Below are 21,495 nucleotides of genomic sequence, written 5' to 3'. Positions count from 1 at the left end.
TTCGCCGGACTGTAAGACAGGGCTTTGATAACGCCAATTCTAAACACCTATAAAGACGATAATATGAGGCAATACGCCTGGAGCTCGGTCAATTAATTAGAGCGCCAACGATATTCTTTGCGACAACATCTGCACCTGCCCTCGTGAGGTGAAGTTTGTCGTAAATATAAGCTTGGCCTCCTGATGCTAAGACACAGTTATTGTCAGCTGTGTTGCAAAAAGAATGCGAGGGAAAAACCCTGATTATATTACCGCCCTTAATGCTGTCCAGGTAATCAACTGCGTCTTTCGCCTGGGAAATATATTTTTCCTTAGAAACCGAAACTGTTGGCTTCAGGTTGCCGGTTAGCATTAGTTTGGCGACCTTGGCCACAACCTGTGAATCTCCTCTGGGGACCGGATATAGCAAAACAACCCGAATACCGGATTCCAGTAGTTCATTCACCGTCGACTGAAGCGCGTCACGCACCATGGCTTTTCCCTTCGAAGACGCAAGCGTGATTGGTTGTTTGTTGCGCACCAGGTTCTTCTCGTCGAAAAACGTGATCCACGCCCCTGCCAGGATGACTGTCTTAACCCCACTGGCTTTGATACGTTCGAATGCAGTCTGAATATAGTTTGGACAGCCTTGTGCGGACTCTCCACTGCTCTTAATTCCCTCAATTGGAGCGCATGCGGTATGCGTCATCTGCTCCAACGCAATGCCGTGTCGATCGAGTTGCGCGGCTAAAGAGGGGCTCAGTGACGAAGCTATGGAATCCCCTACGATCGCGTAGCTAGAATCATGCTCAGAATTATAAACGCAACTTGGTTCCGGCAATTGGAGCGGAGAAGGATCCGTAAATGCTAGACAGCGTCGATTCCATGCGTTCTCTTGAATAAAATTAGAAATTTGAGGTGGTAACCGGGATGGGGCGCCTTTTGTGAGGTTTCCGTAGATTCCAAAACTAACAAGCGCGATTGTAAAGACAGCGCAGCCACCGACGAATCCTTTGCTAACGTGAATATCTTGATCAGGCTTGCGTCTGAACGGCAGCTCAATGAAACGGTACGTGCAATATGCCAATGCCAAGGAGACGACTATCAAGGCGAATATCGTCATTCCGTTTGGCACGTCTACGCTGCGAATTTTAGCAAAAGCAAACAGGGGCTGATGCCACAAGTACGCGCTATAGCTGATCGTGCCCACCATCACTAGAGGTGGTAGCGATAGGCTATTTCCTACAAAATTCCCGCTTCTCGCAAATGTTAGGACTAAACATGTTCCAGCTACTGCCAGACTTGCTGCGGGGAACTGAGAGCTCTCATCGAAACAGATAACCGCAACGCCGATAAGGATGATCCCCGCGCAAGCCCACCATCCATGATCGCGTTCTCGGCGACCGGAGAAGACAGCGCAGGCCCCTCCAAAGAAAAACTCCCATGCTCGTGTCGGAAGAAAATAAAAGTTCAGTTCGGGATAATATTTCGAGCATATGTAACTTACGATAATACTGACCGTGGCTCCCGCCACTAAAAATAGTAGCATTGCGTTCTTCTTGTATGACTTCTTGCCTATTGTGCGTAGCAAAAACGGATAGATCGCGTAAAATTGCTCCTCGACCCCAAGGCTCCATGTATGAAGTAGCGGCATTTGGGCCGTTTCAGGCGCAAAATACCCACTTTTTGTCCAGAAGAAGATATTTGATACCGACAGGCATGCTGCAATAACTGAATCTGAGAACGCGCGTAATTCCGCTGGCATCATCCAATACCACCCGGCCGGTACACAGCACGCGATTACAAAAAAAAGAGCGGGTAGAATTCGCCGCGCACGCTTTTCGAAGAAGCGTGCGATGCTAAATGTTCTTGCCTCTATGTCCCTTAAAATGATCGATGTTATCAGATAGCCGCTAATCACAAAAAATATATCGACGCCGATAAAGCCTCCGGGCAGAGCATTTGGATACGCATGAAAAACAATCACGGACAAGACAGCTACGGCGCGAAGTCCTTCGATCTCTGTCCTGTACTTCATAAATTTGCGCCCTCGAGTGATTGAGAAGTCGAGGTCATATTCGAATGAGCAAAAATAGCAATATCGAGGCGGCACCTCCAATCGGGGCGTTTCCGGTAAGCCACAGCGAGATATCTGGACCAGCAAATGCTGCAGCGTTTCCACGAATACTCGACCATCACATCATTGTGACCTGCCACCAAGAAGCATCCCTCCGGCGGGGACCGCCTTGCGAAGTTCCGGGTCTCCCGTGAGTCTGCGCATTCCGTCAACCTAGTGTGGCTATACGTGGCGTTAACGCATTACGCCGGCATCCATAGCGGTATGCCGATCGCTGAAGAAACTTGAGGATCCGCGGTGTAAAGCGGCCACCCATCGCGCAACAGCTTGCTGAAAACCATCTCGTCCATAGTTTGATGAAGTCGCCCAAGATTTTCGTTATTGTACGCATGCCCAGTGGACCGAGGATTAATACCGGTAATTATGACTTCGCTCGCGCCATGGCAGAAGGCAAACAGCACGGCATTTACTCCGTTGGAGCACTTTTCACTCGCGTCCATTTCCGCAGTCCTTAGGCCACAAACTTTATCGAGCAGCGCCATTCTTTCGTATTTGTTGACAAGCGTTAGACTCTCGTACTGGTAGTGAAATGCGCTCAAGCCCGCTTTGAGTGCTTCCTCACCCTCCGGCCAGAGAAAGACATATAAGGCCTTTGTGGACTGCCCCCGCAGCACTCGGCGAACCTCAACCGCATTGGTATTTTGACCTCTGATCTGGTTGAATTGCATGAACGTAATGTCTGGTCTCTCGATGCCCCAGTTTTTTGTGACAGCCTGAGACCCGTTGACTGTCACAATGCTAAAGTTGCGATCTAATCCAGCAGGGAGATTTGCTTGCGGGGCAGATCCAACCACGACGACGGGACCGCGAAACGGAGTGCGTAAATCCGGAGGGCTTGGCCGTGCAAGTTTATATTTTAGTGTTCGGTACACCCGCTTGCGAAGTTGACTGATGCTCATATTAACTCAAGGATTTCATAGAAGTAGGCATTTCGCGTGACAGCCAGTTTTCTACCGGTCGGTTCGACGTTCGGCAGTGGAGATACGGCTTTGTTCTCGTCGGGATTATTACCTTGACACTTCTAGTGGTCGCAAGCCAATAACTTTGCACAGACCACACTTTGAACAAATCACAGCGGGCGACCTTCAGGAGACGCTACAGATAGCGAAGATTTCAAGCGCCCGCTCGGCCTTACTAATAAAACGATCAGGTAGCGTTGTCATGGGAGAGATATTTCACTCAGCAAACCGCCCGTTGGCACGATCCATTATCAAAATCGGCGTTAGGCTGTTTCTCGGCCGATCTAAAAGCCATTTTCAAGATTGGCTGCCGGGGCTCAAAATAATTTCCTCCGAGGAGCGGCAACAAGCCTTAATTCGTTATCGGTCGGTCGATATTGTTGAAACGCTGGCTTTTGCTGATGTCAATCCAAACAAACCTGACTGTGTTTTTATCGTCGGCAGCGGCCCGTCAATCAACCAGTGCGCAATTGAGAAGATACCGGCCGGCAGTGCGTTGTTACTCAACGGAGCGATAAGCCTTATTGGATCAAAGATACAAGAGCCGCTCGCTGTAGTTGTGGAGGATGAGCGCTTCGTGTGGAGGCATTTCACTCTCCTTAAGGAGAAGGTTCCTCAGAACGTTCCATGTTTACTATCGATCAGCGTCATTCGAGCGATTTGTGAGATTGACAGTGCCTGGCTTCGAGACAGAAAGGTAGTGCTCATCAGAAACATTCTTGCACCATATGGGCAAAAACGACGTTCAGAAGTGGCTGTTCAAAGCGACTGGCTTTTCCGGAGTGAGAATTCGGCAGTCTCGATAGATCCTGACAAAGGCATATTCCCCGCGGGCTCTGTCGCCGCAACTGCCATGCAATTTGCGTTAGCGTCGGGCGCGACGCGCATTGGCCTTTTTGGTATAGATATTTCCAACGCGAATCTCCCTCGGTTTTACGAAAATGAGACCTCCTCCGCTTATACTGGAATATTATCGGCAGAGCGTCGTATTCTCGCGTTTTTCGCTGCGGCAAAGCAATATGCAGGTAGAAAGTCCATTGAATTGGATTGTTTTTCGCCCGTTTCCGCATTGCTGAAAATCGGCTATCGCTACGACGAGCGCTTCGAAAGCGACTGACTATTCTCCAGTCAATGGTCCGGGTTGGAACCCGATCCTTTGTTCAATGACGCGCGCTATACGCTTGGCTTCATTTAGCGGTGAATACGAATAAGCCTCAAGTCGACCTTCGAACGACCGCGTCAATTTCAATGTTTCTCGCAGATCCCGATGAAAGCGCTCAAACTTCACCAGCCGATCGCCGGGAACAGCTGACAGATCCAAGGAATATACCGGTCGGCCGGTCACTAGCGCCTCGCATGGCATTGTCACTGAATCCTTTGTGATGAGAAAGGCGTCAGCCGCCGCGACGTAGTCAATGTAAGGATTTGGTTCACATCGATCCCAAACGGTGACGGTTGGCGATTCAATCTCGCGTAGTCTTCTTAAAGTCTCATCGTCGGATCTTCGAGATGTTGACACGAGAACTTGCCAGTCGTCGTCTGCAAGAGTTCTAACTGCGTCCTGGATGCCGCTTATCGCCCGATCGTCATAAACGTAGGCACCGTTTGAACCTCCAACGAACACGGAGGCTATTTTGCGTCCCTGCGGATTATACAGGCGCCTGGCATTTTCCCGCCGCAGCAGTATCTCTTCGGCCCGGAGCCGATGTGGCACGCCTACCATCCGCTCGTATTGCGGCAGTTCATCGAACTCATTCGTCCAGTCATGATTGGATACGAAAACCAAATCATAACCGGATACCCTCGGGCGCTGGAGATGCACTATAAACGGCCGGCTTTTGAAGGCTCGTTTCATCTTTATGACGTGGCTCTCAGACCTGAAACCACAGGAAATGATGACATCAGGCCTTGCTTCTCGTGAAGAGAACAAACGCGGTGAAAAATATTTTGAGATGCCGTGTTTTACCACAACGGGTTTTTGAAGGACTGGCCCACCAAAATTATTTGCTACGCCGGTGCATTGAGACATCGTACCAATTTTAGACTCGCTGACAACCCATGCGTTGAGCAGGTCGCTCTTGACCGGATCCATTCTAATTGCCCTGTTCGAGACCACGTGGCTGACGTAGTCCCTTCCGTTGTTTTCCGAGGCCATGTTGTTATCAAGCCGTCTCACGGATTCCAAGTGAGGTTCACCAAGTGAGTAGCAGGAGACCAGATCAGGATTCTGCGACATCTTTCGTGTCTGGCAATGTCCCAAGGCGGCAAACGCTCGCAGGCCAGAACGAGGACGGCCACGTGATCTCGTGGCAGCAGCGTGACGTCAATCTGCTGCCCGACCCCATTCTAAACTTAATGGCAGTCGCGTTCCTCCGCAGGGTCTATAGGAATCTGACGGCTATGCAACACGATCAGCCGAATGCTTCCCGGCAGACGCGCCGTTTCGTCAGGCGCGATGAATACTCGACTTTCCGGTCATTGGCCGGTAAGACGCCAGCTCGAACCTTATCGCTTGGCTGAGCCGGCGGGGAATTCATACGAGCGCTCATGTCTCCAGCAAAACAGAACGTCCGCACTCTTGAGATATTGAAGCGGGTGGTCTCCGAAAATTTTAGGGACCATATTCCTGGCTATAGCTTCGCGATTGCCTGCCTGGCTGCGGTCGCGCTTTCTACTGCCTATACGGCCTACGTGATGAAGAGCATTGTCGACGAGGCCTTCGTCAGTAAAGACGCAGAGCTCGTCGGGCTAATCTGTCTCTCGCTCTTCGCCGCATTCGTCATCCGAGGATTTGCAAGCTACGGTCAGGCTGTTGCTCTTTCAAGGGTCAGCAACGGTATCGTCGCCCGCTACCAGAAGCGGCTTGCGGCCCATCTTATGACGCTTCCGGTCGAATTTTTCGACCAGCGACGGTCGGGGCAGGTCGCTGCGTTATTGAGCCAGAATATTTCCGGCATACGCGACGTTCTCAATCTGACGGTTACGTCGACGGCGAGGGACATGCTCTCCTTCGTCTCGCTGCTCGCAGTGATGGTCTATCAGGACCCGCTGCTAAGTACCGTCGTTTTGGTGATGGCACCGGCGCTGCTCTTCGGGCTCAGGTATTTTTCACGTCGCCTCAAAGAGGTTGCGGCAAGAGGCATCCGGCTCAACAGCATTTTCTTCGGAACTTTGCAGGAGACGATCCAGGGCATTTCCGTGGTTAAGGCCTTTACGATGGAGCGCGCGCTGGAGGCCCGGGTCGAAAACGTCATCATTGCGGTCGAAAATCGAGCCAATCACCTTGCCCGCCTATCGGAACGCAATGCACCCGTAACCGAGAGTTTTGCCGGCCTCATGCTGGCCGGTGTACTTGCTTATGCCGCCTATCGCTCGATCTATTTCAACGTACCGCCGGGTGCCTTCTTCTCTTTCTTCACGGCGCTGCTGCTGCTCTACGATCCACTGCGCCGTCTTGCGAAGCTGCAGGTGCAGATGGAGCGCGCGGCCGTCCACGCACGGATGATCTACGAAGTGCTGGACATGGAGCCACGCCAGCGCGACCTGCCGGATGCTAAGCCGCTGAGGCCGACGGAGGCACGGATCGAATTTCGCGACGTCTCCTTCGCTTATGGCGCCGATAGCGTTCTCAACGGCGTCAGCTTCGTCGCCGAAGGCGGTAAGACGACAGCGCTCGTCGGCCCGTCCGGCGCCGGAAAATCGACGATCATGAATCTGATCCCGCGCTTCTATGATCCGGCGGGCGGCGAGATCCTGATCGACGGGCAGGACATCGCCCATGTTACCAAACAGTCGCTGCGTGAGCAGCTCGCCTATGTCTCGCAGCAACCCTACCTCTTCGAAGGCTCGATCCGCAACAATATCCGATATGGCCGGCCGGATGCGACGGATGCCGAGGTCGAGGAAGCCGCACGGCTTGCCTACGCGCATGATTTCATCCTGGCGCAGCCGCAGGGCTACGATACGCCCGTCGGCGAAAGCGGCGTGACGCTGTCGGGCGGCCAGCGCCAGCGCCTGTCGATTGCCCGCGCGCTGGTGCGCAACGCTCCGATCCTCTTGCTCGACGAGGCAACCTCCGCCCTCGACAACGAATCCGAAGCCGCCGTCCAAAGGGCTCTCGACGAAGCGATGACCGGCCGCACCGTCGTCGTCATCGCCCACCGGCTTTCCACAGTTGTGCGTGCCGACAAGATCGTCGTCATGCAGCAGGGCCGTGTCGTCGAAGAAGGCAATCACGAGACGCTTGCGAAGCTCGATGACGGTCTTTACGCGCGGCTCAGCCAGTTGGGATTCAGTGCGTAAAATCGTTGCGGTTCAGAACTCGCGCGGAATGTAGTGTCTTTGCGCAAACCCGTAGTGCCTTGTGCTCGAACGTGAGCTGCCGCCAATGAAAATCGCCGAGGGCGAACGCGGTCCAATGCCTTCGGTGACCTCAAAAAGCGCTTCCGGAAGAATGCGGTATGATAAAATGGCATTCTAGCCAGCTGCTTAGAATTGCAGGAAATCAGACTCTCACTCTGATGACGTCAGGAATTTCGACGGGGATGTGCGCCTCATGGGCGGCATCGATGAAGGCTTGCCTTGCTTGCTCTTTCGACGTTCTTCCCTCAGCTACGCCGATGCATACTTCCATGGCATCGAAAAATGCTTTGCCATCAGAGACTGGCCAATACCGGAGAAGGATATCGATGGCTTCCCGGGTATTTGTAATAGTGTAGAGTTGTCCGCTTTGCTTGCAGACGATCATTACCGGCTGAACCCACTGCGCACTGTCCATGGCTCATCCCACAACCTTTCGGCAAGTTAACACTCGCTGGAATCCTGCGCAGGCGCAAGCGGATTCAGAGGCTGGATTAATTTCTCATCGATCCAGAAGGCACAGAAGAACACGGCGGGAGCACTTACCGCGCTCATGCGGTGTTTCGTTCGATAAAGCCTGAACGCAAAGCGGTTTCCGGAGCCTTTGCACGGGAAAGTTCCTGCAGGAATTGATCCATCAGAGGAGAATCTCCAAAGCGCCGATAGGTGCGTTCGGAGGCCAGCGAAAACTCAGGTTTGGTTTGCACCAATCGCGCCATTGCAACCTGGGCTTCCGCCACATCCCCGCGAGCCGCCAACAGTGCGGTTCGGATCAGCAGGCAATCCGCGTCCTGCGGCGCACGGATCAGGCACTCTCCAATGACGCTGTCTGCCTCTTCCAGACGACCAGCGGCATAAAGTGCCTGGCCGTGGACATAGGTGTAGTATTCCGGCGCCATAGGGTGCAGGCGCCGCGCGCGTTCGGCATTGCTTACTGCCTCGCGGTAATCTCCGAAACGGACCTGCGCCTTTGCCAAGGCCATGAGGCTGTCAGGGTCGTTGGGGTTGAATTCCACCGCGCGACGCGCGGCCTGCATGGCACCGGGATAATCACCGCTGGCTGCAAGACCGAAGCTCAACACCTGGTAACCAATGGCAAGGTTGGGATCGAGACGGATCGCCTGTCGCGCCTCGCTCAAGCCCGTCTCCACGTCGGCCATCGTGGCTCGCCCGCTTACGCTTTGCGTCATGTCGATGATGTAGGTCATGCCGAGATGTGCTCGCGCCAACGCATATCCCGGATCCAGCTCCAACGCCCGATGATAAAGCGCTCGCGCTGCAAGAAGCGCTTCTTTGTCTTTCGAACCATGTTTGTAGCGATCGCGCGCCTTAAGGACGAGATCATAGGCCTGCAGGTTTTCGGTTGGCCGCTTTGAGGCGTCGGCGACTTCAGATTCGCGAACATACGATACGAGGTGCGAAACAATCTCGGTCGTGAGTTCCGTCTGTACGGCAAAGACGTCTGCAACGCGGCGATCATAGCTTTTCGACCACAGATGGGCGCCGCTGCGCGTATCAATCAGCTGCGCCACGACGCGAAGCTGATCACCCACTCGCCGCGCGCTGCCTTCCACGATATAGCCGGCATCCAACTTTTCGCCGACTTCGCGAATATCGGCCGCCTCTCCACGCAATGCGAATGTGGAATTGCGAGCGATCACCTGGAGCTCGGGATTGCGTGCCAGTTCCGTGATGATGTCTTCCGTGAGTCCATCGGCAAAATAGTTCTGTCCCGTATCGCCACTCATATTGTCGAAGGGAAGCACGGCAACTGAGGGACGCCGATCCATGTCTCCGACGCCGGACAGCCATGTAACCCTGTCGGCGATCGTTTCTGTCATCGCTTTCAATCCAGGAACCTGGCTTGCTGCCATGACAAGCAGGAGGGCGCTTAGGCCAATCGCATAGGGCACCGCCCCGCGCGACCGGCGCAGGGCATGCGTGAGCCACCTCAATCCGCTACCGCTGGCGCCGTCTAACCTGACCGCATATACCTCAAGTTGCTCCGGGATGTTTTTGACTTGCCGTAATCCGATTCTGTGGAAAAGGTCACTGCGACCGCGATCGGCGCTCCGCACGACCGCAGCGCTCACAAATATGCTGCCTGGCTCGGCCATGGCTTCAAGCCGCGACGCGACGTTGACGCCATCACCAAACATGTCGCCATCATCCTCGATGACATCTCCAAGATTTATACCGAGACGCAGATTGAAAGGACTTTCGGCAAAGCCGAGCTGGATGCCGATAGCCGCATCAAGGGCCTCATTCACGCTTGGAAATGCGGCAAGGAACCCGTCGCCGGCGCTCTTGAAAATCCGGCCACCGTGGCGCTCGACCGACGGTTTGATTATGTCGTCGAATACTGAACGCAGCTCTGCATAGGTCGTTGCCTCATCATCGGCCATGAGGCGGCTATATCCGGCGATGTCGCCGGCCATGATCGCAGCGAGCTTTCTTTCCACGTTCACTCCTCGTTACTCCGGCTCAAGATTACAGCATGGTCGTGATTTCAGCCATTCACAGTTGAGTGCGCACAAGGTTTCAGCCGTGGATATGATCTGCATGGTGCTTTGAAACAGACGCCAGCTTTTTGAAGCTGCGTGTGAGCGTGGCTTTGCCAACACCGGCTGCCTTCGGGTTGGAAGAAAAGGATATCAGCCCTTGCGCTTGGCCGTTCCTGAAATCCATTTTGCCTGCTGGCCGCTCAAAAGGGCGCGATAGCGTTCCTGGCTGGCCGTCAGGTGGGCGCGCATGGCGGCGCGGGCGGCTTCGGGGTCGCTTGCGGAAATCGCCTTCAGGATTGCCAGATGCTCGCGCTGCAGGCCTTCCTGATAGTTGCGCGAAAGCATGCTGTCAGTACCCCAGGGCGAAGCGACGTCGCAGGGGATTGCTCGCATGCCGAGTGCATCGAGAACCTCGACATAATAGGAGTTGTTCGTGGCAGCCGCAATTGCGCGGTGGAAAACGAAGTCGCTCTTGCCCGTTGCCTCGCCACGCTCAAGCAGCCGGTCGAATTCGAAGAAAGCTTCGTGGATCTGTGCCTCCTGGGCGCCATTGCGTCGGAGCGCAGCAAGCCCCGCACTTTCGATCTCGAGCCCCATGCGCACCTCGATCACGTTAAGCGCATGGGAGATCTTGTTGCCGACGTCAAGCGTGATCGAACCGAAGGCAAGCGTCGGGTGGTCCTTGACGAAGACGCCGGCGCCTTGCCGCGCCTCGACGAGACCATCAGCGGCGAGGGTCGCAATCGCCTCGCGAACAACGGTGCGGCTAACGCCAAAGAGCTCGCCCATCCGGCTCTCCGTCGGCAGCTTCTGGCCGGGCGCGTATTCCCCAGACAAGACCTGTGCGCGGATGGCCGAAACCACGCTTTCGGAGAGTTTCGGCCTTCGCTCGATCCTCAAATCAACGGCTGTATCGGCCGCCATGTCGCTCTCCTATTTGAACGCAGCCGGTAGCCACAGCGAAATGGCCGGGATGTAGGTGACCAGTGCGAGCACCACGAGACCTGCGCCGTAGAACGGCCAGATCGAGCGCATAGCCTCCCAGACGGAAATCTTGCCGACCGCACAAGCCACGAATTGCACCGCGCCGACTGGAGGCGTGTTCAGCCCGATGCCGAAATTCAGGATCATGATAACGCCGAAATGCACCGGATCGACGCCGTAGGCCTGAGCCACCGGCAGGAAGATCGGCGTGCAGATGATGATCGTCGGTCCCATGTCCATGAAGGTGCCGAGCACAAGCATTAAAACATTGAGCAGGAGCAGCACAGTCAGTGGATCGTCGGCCACGGCCCTCATCCAGGCCACCAGCGAGGCAGGCACCTTGAGGAAGGCCATCAGCCAGGAGAAAGCGGCGGCGGTGCCGATGATCAAAAGCACCATTGCCGTCGTGCGCACGGCGCCTTGCGTGGCGTGGACGAAGTCTTTCCAGCTCATCTGCCGGTAGACGAAGACGGTTACCAGCAGCGCGTAGAGCACAGCGATGCACGAGCTTTCCGTCGCCGTGAAGATGCCGGACCTCACGCCGCCGAAGATGATGGCGATCAAAAGAAGCCCGGGCAACGCGACAGCGAGCAGATGCGCCACCATGGTAAAGCCGGGGAACGGCTCTGTCGGATAGCCGCGCGAGCGCGCGACGATGTAGGCAGTCACCATGAGTGCAACTGCGAGCAAGAGGCCTGGCAGTACGCCGGCGGTGAACAGGTCGGCGATGGATATCTTGCCGCCGGCAGAGATCGAATAGATGATCATGTTGTGGGAGGGCGGCAGAAGCAGCGCGATCAGCGCCGCCATCGAGGTGACGTTGACGGCGTAGTCCGCGCCATAGCCACGCTGCTTCATCTGCGGGATCATCAGGCCGCCGACGGCTGCAGCTTCCGCCACCGCCGAACCGGAAATGCCGCCGAACAGCGTCGCAGTGACGATGTTCACCTGGCCAAGGCCGCCGCGCACGTGGCCGACGAGGGAAGCAGCGAAGGAGACGATGCGGCTCGCGATGCCACCGCGCACCATCAGGTCGCCGGCGTAGATGAAGAAGGGGATGGCAAGCAGCGAAAACACGCTCATGCCGGAATTGAGCCGCTGGAAGACGACCAGCGGTGGCAGGCCCATGTAGATCACCGTGGCGAAGCTGGCGACGCCGAGGCAGAAGGCGATCGGCGTGCCTATCAGCATCAGGGTGGTGAAGACACCGAACAGGATCCAGAGTTCCATCGCGCTATACTTTCAGTTTGACGTTCGGGTCGGCGTTGATGTTTTCGATCTCGACGGCGATCTCGGCCGGCAAAACCTCATCCAGCGCGTCGTCGATCGGTTCGCCGGCGAGGCGGAGTACGATGCGCTCCAGCGAGAAGATCACGGCAAGCACGCCGCCGCCGGCGAGCGGCAGATAGTCGAACGCGCCGGAAATACCCAACGACGGCAAGGTGGTGTTCCAGGTCAGGCTCATGAGCGCACCGCCGTACCAGATCATGCCGGCGCCGAAGGCGAGAATGACCACGTCCGAGATCATGCGCAGGACGCGCTTGCCGGATTTCGGCAGCACGTAGAGCAGCACGTCGAAACCAAGATGGTTGTTCTCCCGGATGCCTACGGCAGCGCCGAGGAAGATGAACCAACTCATCAACATGACGGAGCCCGGCTCCGTCCAACTCGGCGAGTCGTTCAGCACGTAGCGGCAAAATACCTGCCAGGCGACGAAAGCCGTCATCAGCACCAGGCCGGCGCCGGCGAGCCACAGGGCGGCGTTGCTCAGGCGGGCCAGGAAGTTGACGGCGGGTGTTAGGCTATTCGACATAAAGGACCTCGTCGAATTGGGCGTTCACTCCCTTATCGGGAGGATGATGAAGATATGCGCGAAACGGCGAATGAACCGGGGTGGAGCTAAACCGCCCACCCCGGGTAGCTTACGTCGCCTTCCCGCAAAAAAGGGAGGCGAGGTGTGGGCTACTGCACCGCCTTTACATCCTCGACCATCTTCTTCAGTACGTCGTCGGTAACGTGCTTCTCGTAAACCGGGGCCATGGCGTCGATGAAGCCCTGCTTGTCCGGCGTGGTGATGTGCGCGCCGAGCTTTTCGACATTGGCGCGCGATTCAGCGACCTTGGCTGCCCAAAGCTCGCGCTGCTTTGCGACGCTGTCTTTGGCCGCCTGCTTGAAGATCTCCTGATCCTCCGGCGTTAGTTTGTCGAACGCGACCTTGTTCATGACGAACACCTCCGGCAGGATCGTGTGCTCGTCGAGCGAGTAGTTCTTCGCCACTTCGGCGTGCTTGGCGGTGTCGTAGCTCGGGAAGTTGTTTTCCGCGCCGTCGATGACGCCCGTTTCGATCGCCGAGTACACTTCGCCATAGGGCATCGGCGTGGCGTTGGCACCCAGCGCCGCCACCATGTCAACGAAGATGTCGGACTGGATAACGCGGAACTTCAGGCCTTTCATGTCGGCAACCGTGCTGATCGGCTTCGTCTTGTTATAGAACGACCGCGCGCCGGCATCATAGTATGCCAGCACCACGAGGCCGGCCGGTTCGAACGCCTTCTTGATCTGGTCGCCGATCGCGCCGTCCATGACCTTGTGCATGTGGTCTTCCGAACGGAAGATATAGGGCAGCGCCGGAACGATGGTTTCCTTAACCGTACCGTTGAAAGGCGCCATCGAGATGCGGTTCAGCTCGATCACGCCCGAACGCACCTGCTCGATCGTGTCCTTCTCCTCGCCGAGTTGGGCGGAATGATAAACTTCGACCGAATAGCGGCCCTGCGTGCGCTCCTTCACCAGCTCGCCGAAATATTTGACGCCCTCGACGGTCGGATAGCCGTCTGGATGAGTATCGGACGATTTCAACACCGTTTGGGCGCTGGCCGCGCTGCCGATGAACGAGGCGGCAACCATAAGACCCGCCGCCAGTTTAACTAAGTTTTTCATGCTCTCCTCCCGTTTTGCATGACGATTTAATTTAGAAGCCGGTACGCTTTCTTTGCGCGCCTAAAAATGGCCCTCGCAAGCTTTCGTCTTCCTTCCGGCGATCTTCCGCGAACCGACGCTGCTGGTCCGGCACGATTGAGAAGCTGCACGGAATTCGAAAAGGGCTCATCGAGGACATACCGACATATCTCGGTGCCCCATTGGGCTCACGATGGAGCGCACTGCTTACCTCTGCATAGAGGCGCGTGCGCTCTTCTCCTGGGTACAGAAGATTTGGATCGAAAAGCCCCCTCATTCTTGCCGCTCCTCCAACCGGCTCATTATGGCTAGAACCAGCAAGGTGTAATGTCAACATACAAACCCTACGCACTTGTATGATGAATTTTTGCGCCGCCGCGCCGGTTTCTCGTCGTCAAGGCGCGGGACAACACAGGCAAAAGAAGATGGAGACGCGGCCATATCGAGACATTGACAAGCAGGTGAATGCGGGCATTCCTGTATCGACCGACTGAAGGGCTGACGGAGAGACTGAGATGGCAAAATTGCGCATCGGGCTGATCGGTCTCGGCATGGCAGCGGCGCCGCATGCCAAAGGGCTGCTCGATCTTAAAGATAGGGTGGAGGTCGCTGCCGCCTTCAGCCCGACGCCTGCGAGGCGGCAAGCATTTTCAGAAACATACGGTTTTGCGACTTGCGAGGACGCCGAGACCATATTCGCCGACCCGTCGATCGCCGCGGTCATGATCCTGACGCCGCCCAATACGCATCTTAAGCTGGTGCGGCGGGCAGCCGAAGCAAACAAGCATGTGCTTCTCGAAAAGCCGCTGGAGATCACACAGGAGCGGGCGAGGGCGGTGGTCGAGGTGACGGAGCATGCCGGCATAAAGCTTGGTATCGTGCTTCAGCATCGCTTTCGTCCGGTCAGTATTGCACTTGCCGCACTGATCCATGAAGGGCGCCTCGGCGAGATCGTCAGCGCTTCGGCGCGTCTCCACAACTGGCGGCCGCAAGGCTATTATGACCAGCCGGGACGCGGCACACGGGCTCGCGATGGCGGCGGCGTGCTTCTCACCCAGGCCATCCACACCCTTGACCTTCTGGTTTCGCTCGCCGGCCTTCCGGATGAGGTGAGAGCCTATACGACAACCAGCAAGGTGCACCGCATGGAGACGGAAGATCTGGCGATGGCGGCCATTCGCTTTACAAGCGGAGCAATAGGCACGGTCAGCGCTACCACCTGTGCCTACCCCGGCTATCCGGACGAGATCGACGTCATCGGCACGCGCGGCATGGCCCGCCTTGACGGGCGACGTCTTGCCGCTTCCTTCCATGATGGAACCGAAATCTCAATCGAAGACGAAGCAGCCGGCGGCGCCGGCGCCGATCCTATGGCCTTCCCGCACAACCATCATCGGTCCGTGCTTGCCGATTTTCTCAATGCCGTTGAGGATGGGCGCGAGCCGTGCGTCAACGGGCGCGAGGCACTGAAGGTTCACCGCCTCATTGACGCCATTCTCGCCGCCGCCCAAAGCGGCCAGCCGGAACGTCCGTAAAAATCCGCGAGCAACCAAGCCGGCATGGGCAAGCTCCGCCTGGTGCTGCTTGCCACGGGCTCAGGAACTATCCTTTCCGGCCGGAGTTGAGCGTTGAAAGGAGAAACCGACATGCCAGCAAAATCCAAAGCACAGCAGAAGGCGGCTGGAGCAGCCCTCGCCGCAAAGCGCGGTGAAACACCGAAAAGCGAGCTTAAGGGAGCATCCAAGCAGATGGTTGAATCCATGAGCGAGAAACAGCTCGAGGAATTTGCCGCGACCAAGACCAAAGGAAAGCCAGAACACGTCTCCCGGAAGGAGTAGGATACTGCGTCAAAGAGGACCACCGATCATACGCAATCCGTAGGGGCTCGAACACGCGAGCGCTATAAACCGGTGCCGCGACTGCCGTTGTCTCAGGTCGGTAAACCATAGCCTTTCCAAAATACCCGCCTGCAAGGGGACAATCGTTGCGCCGGTTTCCACGCTAAAACAGCTTGAAAGGCTGCAATATCCTCGTCGGCTGTCGCCTGCTTGACGGCCAGGTGAAGTCGAACCGCCTTGCTCGTGATGACGCTCAAGCCCTTGCAGAGCGCGCGACGTCCGAGCTTTCCGTCGATGGGCTGGTTGCGAAACTCCGGCATTATGGAACAAATACCACAAGGACCGCTCCTTCTCCGTTGCTTGATGTATTCATGGATGAATGTTACCTTGAAGGCTCGCTATCTCATCTTATGGCATCTTGAGGTAACATCCTGTTGACAAATTGATTAAATGCTGCAAATGTACTCTTGAGGTTACTTTACGACGCATAAGGAGCTTTCAAGGTATCATGGTAGCAAAAAGCGCATTACTTTTGGCACCCCCTTACGCTGTAGAGCGCTCACTGAACGTCCTTGGGGCAAACCTCAAGACAGCTCGACTTCGTAGGAATCTTACGCTTCAGGAGGTCGCTGAAAAGATAGGTGTCATTAGGCGCGTGGTTTCAGACGCCGAGAAGGGTAAGCCTTCAACCAGCATTGCCGTATATGTCGCGCTGCTTTGGGCATATGGCCTTACGGAACAACTCACGCAAGTTGGCGATCCCGAAACAGATCAGGAAGGGAAAGCTCTCGAAAGGGCACGGACACCTCAGCGGGCACGACAGGGAAGAACATTGGATGACAATTTCTAACGACGGTCCTTGGGAGTGCTTTGTTTATATAACGCTTCCAGAACAGACCAAGCCGGTAACCGCCGGCCGCTTTTCGCTAAAGCAGGATCGGCAAGGCACAAACGTGGGGCAGTTTGTCTACGGTCGGAGCTATCGGGAAAACCCGGAAGCCGTTGAGATTGACCCTGCTGAACTAGTAATTGCCGCTCGAACTTATGAAACAGCGGCAATGGGTGGTATCTTTGGCTCATTACGCGACGCAGGACCAGACCACTGGGGGCGTAGACTGATCGAGAAATACGTTGGCAAAGCGCCACTGGGCGAACTGGACTATCTACTCCATTCCCCTGACGACCGCGCGGGCGCATTAGGATTCGGATTGAACGTCGAGCCACCTGCTCCGAGCCGCCATTTCAATAAGACTATTGACCTCGCACGACTACAAGAAATCGCGGACGCAATAGTGCGCGACGAGGATGTCGACGGAACTGCCGAACGAGAGCAGATCGAGAAAATCCTATTGCTCGGCACGTCCATGGGCGGTGCACGACCGAAAACAGTCGTAGAAGACGAGAGCGGCCTATGGCTCGCCAAATTTAACCGTATCGATGATCGTTGGAATCAAGCGCGAGTGGAGCATGCGATGCTACTACTCGGCCGTGAATGCGGTCTGGTGACGGCTGATAGTCGCATTACGTCAGTCGCCGGGCGGGATGTCCTTTTGGTGAAACGGTTTGATCGAGAAAAATCCGAAGACGGCTATTACAGAACGAGGATGGTGAGCGGATTGACGTTGCTCCGTGCCGAGGACAGCCACCGTTCTCGTGATCTATGGTCATACATTTTACTTGCGGAAGAATTGCGTCGTGTGTGCGCAGAACCGCAACGTCAGGCACAAGAGTTATTCAAACGCATGTGCTTCAATGCACTTATCTCGAACACCGACGACCATCCCCGAAATCACGCAGCTATTGCAAAGAACCGGAGCTGGAAGTTGTCGCCCGCCTATGACCTGACTCCCTCGACGCCAATAAGTGTTGAACAAAGAGACTTGGCACTCATTTGTGGAGATCAAGGTAGGATAGCTCATGCAAGCAATTTTCTCTCTCAGTGCCATCGTTTCCTCTTAGATAAGGAGGAGGCCGTTAAGATTGTAAAAGACATGACAAATATCGTTCGGACGACATGGTACGATATTGCCCGATTAGCGGGAGTTTCTGAAAGCGATTGCAGGACCATTGAGGGCGCATTCGTCTATCCAGGATTCGAGGCCGAAAAATTGTGAGCAATGAAGTCAATCTTGCGACCGATTGCGAGATCATCGCTGCATAGTTCCGCGAAACTCAGCGGTGAACTTCAAGCCATCCGGGAAGCCAATGTCATCGTCTACAATCTGCCGCCGATCATCGGCCTCGGGCAGCAGTTCGATACCAGCTTGCGAGCCTCAGCGGCGGCAGTGCCGCCGAAATTGCGCAACCTCTATGCCCAGATCGGATTTGTGTTGCTGATTGCGCTTGCGGCGAAGAACGGCGAATGATGGCGGCAAACGCAAGCGAGGGATTACATGCGTGCCGTTTTATTCTGCCCTTCGAACCATCCGGTAATGGCGTCGAGGCGCCGTTCCACTCTCGTTTTGCGGCCGGTCGAGCGGTGGAGTTCGGCAAGGCTTTGCGTTGCCTTCAATTCCCAGGTCTTTGCGCCCTGCTTTTGGGCGAAGGCTGCCGACTTGCGGAACGCGCGCTCGGCGGAGTGAGCATCGCCTTTAAGGTAGAGGCCGGCCACGCCTCCGAGGCGGAGCAGTTCCGCTGTAAAATAATGCTCACCTGTCTTCTTGGTCAGCGCCAGCGCCTCATCGATGACGCGGACGGCACCTTCGAATTCGCCAAGCGCGAGGTTTGCTTCTGCCAGCAGGCCGAGATAGCAGGGCTTGTCTATCTGCTGTTCGCCGAGGTTGTCGCAGGTGCCGCGCATCTGCTGCAAGCCCCGGCCGTCGTGATGCGCATGAACCATCGCCCAGCCCTGAAAGAATGATGCCAGGTTCGCCCATAGCTGAAAGCCGTTCGCCTTGGCCAGCGGGCCCAACTCGTCCACCATTGCCTGCAAGGCGGCCACGTCCTTGCGCAGAGCCATCAGAACGCAGCCGTTTCCAAGCCAGCCCGCCAACTGGTAATCGGATTGCTGGCGCGCGCCCTGCTCGGCCTCGTGATAAAGCATGATGGCGCGCTCGTGATGTCCAAGCAGATGCAGTGTCCATGACAGATAGATCATCGTCATGTTCGGAAAATCGCTGCCGACCTCATCGGCCTTCGCGCGATAATCGAGAGCCTCCTCCAGATATTGCCGGGCCTCTTCGAGCTTGCCCTGCGAAAAGAGGCACATGCCCTTGAATTGCATGCCGAGGACGAGGGCTTTCAAATTCTGTTGCTGACGCCCCATATCGAGCAGCTGGTCGCTTGCCCATTCCGCATCGGCGAACCGCGCTGAATTCAAGGCGGTACCAAACAGCCCGTCCAGTGCGCGGATACCTGCTTCCGGATCGCCGAGACTTTCGCTCAAAGACATGACATTGCGATAGGCCGCGCTTCCTTCGGGCGTGACGTGGCCGAACGTGGCATAAAGCACATCGCCGCGTTCGAGCTCGAGCCTGAGGCATTTTTGATCGCGTTCCCGCGATGGCGGCAATTTTTGAAGGCACTCCAGCCCGTTTGCGAACATATTGGCGGCCTCGACTTTTGCCCAGGTGGCGCCCGTCTTGCGGCCGGCGGTGAGCCAGCAATCGGCTGCCCGTTGGTAAAGCCCGGCCGCAGCGAGATGTTGCGCAAGGACTTCCGGATGCTCGGCCGCCTGTCTTGGATAGAGCTTTTCGATCCCTTCGGCGACAAGATGGTGCAATTGTCGGCGGCGCTCGCGCAGGAGGGTTGCCTGGGCCGCCTCTTGCAGGAGGGCATGGGTAAAACTGTAGCTCGGCCAGTTGATCGCCGGTTGCGGCGCGATCAACCCGGCTTGGATCAGGCGGTCCAGGATCGAAACCAGAGCCTCTTCGGACAGGCCGGAAAGATGCGCAAGCAGCCCGATGTTGAACACTCTGCCGATGACCGCCGCCATTTGCGCGATCATCTTGCCGTTCCCCAGCTTGTCGAGGCGCGAGAGCAGGAAAGACTGCAACGTCACCGGAATGTCGGCTGCCGTATCCGGTCCTTCCTTCAATATGCTGGCAGCATGGCCGTCGGCGACTGCGCGGCACAGTTCCTCGACATAGAGCGGCACTCCTTCGGCCCTGGCGAGAACGAAATCGTTGGCGGCATCGGTCATAGTGCTGCCCTCTGCCAGCACGCGGCAAAGCGCCTGTGCTTCGAAGCGGGTCAGCCGCTTTAGCCGGAGCCCTTGAAGCGATGGATTTTTCACAGGCGACTGCAGCGTTGCCTCGCGCGAGGTGACGACGACCAGCATTGGCGCGAACCGCACTTCATCGATCAGCGCTTTCAGCACGTCGCCGGAGGAGGGGTCGATCCATTGTTCGTCCTCGATCGTCAGCCACAGCGGGTTGGCCTGCGACATGCCCTGCAGCCATTCGACGAAAAAGCGACGCACGATCGTCTGCTGCTCTTTCGATGTCAGGTCCGGCAAGGAATAATCCGTTTGCTCGATCGCCAGCAGTCGCGCAAACACGGGCAGCGTTTGGGAAAGCGGAATATCGCTGGAGGCAAGGATCATCTCCAACAGTTCCACATTCGCCTTTGCCGGCGCGGCATCGTTGATACCCGCATGACGCTTCAGCAGATCCAGAAACGGATACAAGGCGCTGTTGGAATAGGCAGGCGCACATTGAAGCGTCAAAGCCGTAAAGTGCGGAGCGCGTGAGCGCGCCTCGAAAATCAGCCGCGATTTGCCGATGCCCGCTTCGCCCGAGATCAGGATCGCCCGTCCGCTCTTTTCAGCCACGATCCCGTCTGCAAGCTCACGCAGGCGGTCGAGTTCGGCGCGCCTGCCGACAAGCTTCGTCAAGTGGGTTCTTTTTGCGAACCGGTTTTCCAGCGGTCGCGCCTTGTCGACACGCCAGATTCGCACCGGATCGCCGAACCCCTTCAACGACTTCGCACCGAGATCGACAAAATCGAAAGCTCCGTTGGCAGCGTCGCGGGTCTTCTGGTCGGCAAGAATTGTCTGAGCGGCGGCCAATGTCTGCAGCCGCTGGGCGAGGTTTGGCACCGGTCCGAAGGCGACCGTCGACACGCCGGCGGGCGCTCCAGCGAAATCCCCGACAACCACAAGCCCGCTTGCAATCCCGATGCGGATCTGCAACCGGGATCCGTCAGGCGTTTCAATCTGCGGCATCGCCTGTATGAGGCTGAAGCCGAGCCTGATCGCGCGTTCCGCGTCATCCTCTTCCGCTGTCGGATAACCGAACAATGCCTGCAGCGCGTCTCCGATATAGTTGGCGGTGAACCCGCCATGCGCGTGCACGAGTGCGGCGCATCGGTTGAGATAGGTTTGTGTCAGCTTGCTGAAGTCTTCAGGATCGAGGCGCGCGGCATATTCCGTCGAACCGACCAGATCGCAGAACAGGATGGTCAGCGGCCTTCGTTCCACGGGCACCATCGGCCGCTGACGCGGCTCGTGGGCATCGTCCAGCTGTGCGATGGCGGAGAGGATTTTTCGGCGCGGACCGAGCGGGATTCCAAGCTCTTTGAGGTCATCGTCGGACAAGAGACGAAGCGTGTCGAAATCGATCTGCGCCTGCGCAAAAGCTTCCCCAAGCCGACTAAGGCCGAGCGTGTTCAACCATTTTGAAACCTCGTCCATCGTATTCCCTGCGAGAAATCCGTTCTTCGGCATTCACGGTGATCTGCTGAGGTCAATCGCAATCACGCCGCGGTGTCGTCGTCCTGCGGCGTTCCATTCATATTACATGGAGCACTGAGTAAAGCGGAATATGCGTCCATTCTAA

17 protein-coding genes are annotated in these 21,495 nt (G+C 56.5%); 7 read left to right on the top strand and 10 right to left on the bottom strand.

Translation table 11 applies throughout. The features are described 5' to 3' along the window. Window positions 1–88: 88 nt before the first annotated feature. Window positions 89–2,017, bottom strand: a complete 1,929-nt coding sequence (locus QA644_RS14190) for an acyltransferase family protein (protein WP_283069099.1) — start codon at window positions 2,015–2,017, stop codon at window positions 89–91. Window positions 2,018–2,298: 281 nt separating this feature from the next. Continuing rightward, complete coding sequence (locus QA644_RS14185; protein ID WP_283069098.1) at window positions 2,299–3,015, bottom strand: membrane-anchored protein; 717 nt, start codon at window positions 3,013–3,015, stop codon at window positions 2,299–2,301. 262 nt (window positions 3,016–3,277) lie between these two features. Here QA644_RS14185 and QA644_RS14180 point away from each other — a divergent pair, with 262 nt between their 5' ends. After that, window positions 3,278–4,192, top strand: a complete 915-nt coding sequence (locus QA644_RS14180; RefSeq protein ID WP_283069097.1) for a glycosyl transferase — start codon at window positions 3,278–3,280, stop codon at window positions 4,190–4,192. On the opposite strand, the gene QA644_RS14175 is transcribed toward QA644_RS14180, so the two are convergent. Beyond that, entirely contained in the window at window positions 4,193–5,167 is a 975-nt protein-coding gene (locus QA644_RS14175) for an ELM1/GtrOC1 family putative glycosyltransferase (RefSeq protein WP_283069096.1), read from the bottom strand. 455 nt (window positions 5,168–5,622) lie between these two features. On the opposite strand from QA644_RS14175, the gene QA644_RS14170 reads away from it, so the two are divergent. Beyond that, window positions 5,623–7,377: an ABC transporter ATP-binding protein gene (locus QA644_RS14170; protein ID WP_283069094.1), complete on the top strand. Its 1,755-nt coding sequence runs from the start codon at window positions 5,623–5,625 to the stop codon at window positions 7,375–7,377. Between the two features lie 202 nt (window positions 7,378–7,579). On the opposite strand, the gene QA644_RS14165 is transcribed toward QA644_RS14170, so the two are convergent. The 6 genes from QA644_RS14165 to QA644_RS14140 all read right to left on the bottom strand — a co-directional run bounded on the left by QA644_RS14165 (window position 7,580) and on the right by QA644_RS14140 (window position 13,862). Further along, window positions 7,580–7,852 carry a DUF982 domain-containing protein gene (locus tag QA644_RS14165; RefSeq protein WP_283069093.1) on the bottom strand — a complete coding sequence of 91 codons (273 nt, stop codon included), beginning with the start codon at window positions 7,850–7,852 and terminating at the stop codon, window positions 7,580–7,582. A gap of 133 nt (window positions 7,853–7,985) precedes the next feature. Beyond that, window positions 7,986–9,896 carry an adenylate/guanylate cyclase domain-containing protein gene (locus QA644_RS14160; RefSeq protein WP_283069091.1) on the bottom strand — a complete coding sequence of 637 codons (1,911 nt, stop codon included), beginning with the start codon at window positions 9,894–9,896 and terminating at the stop codon, window positions 7,986–7,988. Window positions 9,897–10,088: 192 nt separating this feature from the next. Further along, window positions 10,089–10,862: a FadR/GntR family transcriptional regulator gene (locus QA644_RS14155; protein WP_283069089.1), complete on the bottom strand. Its 774-nt coding sequence runs from the start codon at window positions 10,860–10,862 to the stop codon at window positions 10,089–10,091. Window positions 10,863–10,871: 9 nt separating this feature from the next. Beyond that, entirely contained in the window at window positions 10,872–12,152 is a 1,281-nt protein-coding gene (locus QA644_RS14150) for a TRAP transporter large permease (RefSeq protein ID WP_283069087.1), read from the bottom strand. A 4-nt stretch (window positions 12,153–12,156) separates the two neighbouring features. Then, on the bottom strand, window positions 12,157–12,735 hold the full coding sequence (locus tag QA644_RS14145; RefSeq protein ID WP_074069370.1) for a TRAP transporter small permease: 579 nt from the start codon (window positions 12,733–12,735) through the stop codon (window positions 12,157–12,159). Between the two features lie 149 nt (window positions 12,736–12,884). Beyond that, window positions 12,885–13,862, bottom strand: a complete 978-nt coding sequence (locus QA644_RS14140) for a TRAP transporter substrate-binding protein (RefSeq protein ID WP_283069086.1) — start codon at window positions 13,860–13,862, stop codon at window positions 12,885–12,887. A gap of 533 nt (window positions 13,863–14,395) precedes the next feature. Between QA644_RS14140 and QA644_RS14135 the strand changes: the two genes are divergently transcribed. The 5 genes from QA644_RS14135 to QA644_RS14115 all read left to right on the top strand — a co-directional run bounded on the left by QA644_RS14135 (window position 14,396) and on the right by QA644_RS14115 (window position 18,084). After that, window positions 14,396–15,415, top strand: a complete 1,020-nt coding sequence (locus QA644_RS14135) for a Gfo/Idh/MocA family oxidoreductase (RefSeq protein WP_283069085.1) — start codon at window positions 14,396–14,398, stop codon at window positions 15,413–15,415. A 111-nt stretch (window positions 15,416–15,526) separates the two neighbouring features. Continuing rightward, on the top strand, window positions 15,527–15,718 hold the full coding sequence (locus QA644_RS14130) for a DUF3008 family protein (RefSeq protein WP_283072387.1): 192 nt from the start codon (window positions 15,527–15,529) through the stop codon (window positions 15,716–15,718). A 508-nt stretch (window positions 15,719–16,226) separates the two neighbouring features. Then, window positions 16,227–16,568: a helix-turn-helix transcriptional regulator gene (locus QA644_RS14125; protein ID WP_283069083.1), complete on the top strand. Its 342-nt coding sequence runs from the start codon at window positions 16,227–16,229 to the stop codon at window positions 16,566–16,568. Further along, on the top strand, window positions 16,555–17,832 hold the full coding sequence (locus QA644_RS14120) for a HipA domain-containing protein (protein ID WP_283069081.1): 1,278 nt from the start codon (window positions 16,555–16,557) through the stop codon (window positions 17,830–17,832). Before QA644_RS14125 ends, QA644_RS14120 begins: the two co-directional genes overlap by 14 nt. Window positions 17,833–17,835: 3 nt before the next feature. Next, window positions 17,836–18,084, top strand: coding sequence for a hypothetical protein (locus tag QA644_RS14115; protein ID WP_283069080.1), 249 nt, complete (start codon window positions 17,836–17,838; stop codon window positions 18,082–18,084). Between the two features lie 23 nt (window positions 18,085–18,107). On the opposite strand, the gene QA644_RS14110 is transcribed toward QA644_RS14115, so the two are convergent. Then, on the bottom strand, window positions 18,108–21,350 hold the full coding sequence (locus QA644_RS14110) for an adenylate/guanylate cyclase domain-containing protein (protein WP_283072386.1): 3,243 nt from the start codon (window positions 21,348–21,350) through the stop codon (window positions 18,108–18,110). Window positions 21,351–21,495: the final 145 nt, after the last annotated feature.

Origin of the sequence: Rhizobium sp. CC1099 (assembly GCF_029714385.1) — a bacterium.
Lineage (GTDB): Bacteria > Pseudomonadota > Alphaproteobacteria > Rhizobiales > Rhizobiaceae > Rhizobium.
This window is presented reverse-complemented; position numbering and strand designations above follow the sequence as displayed.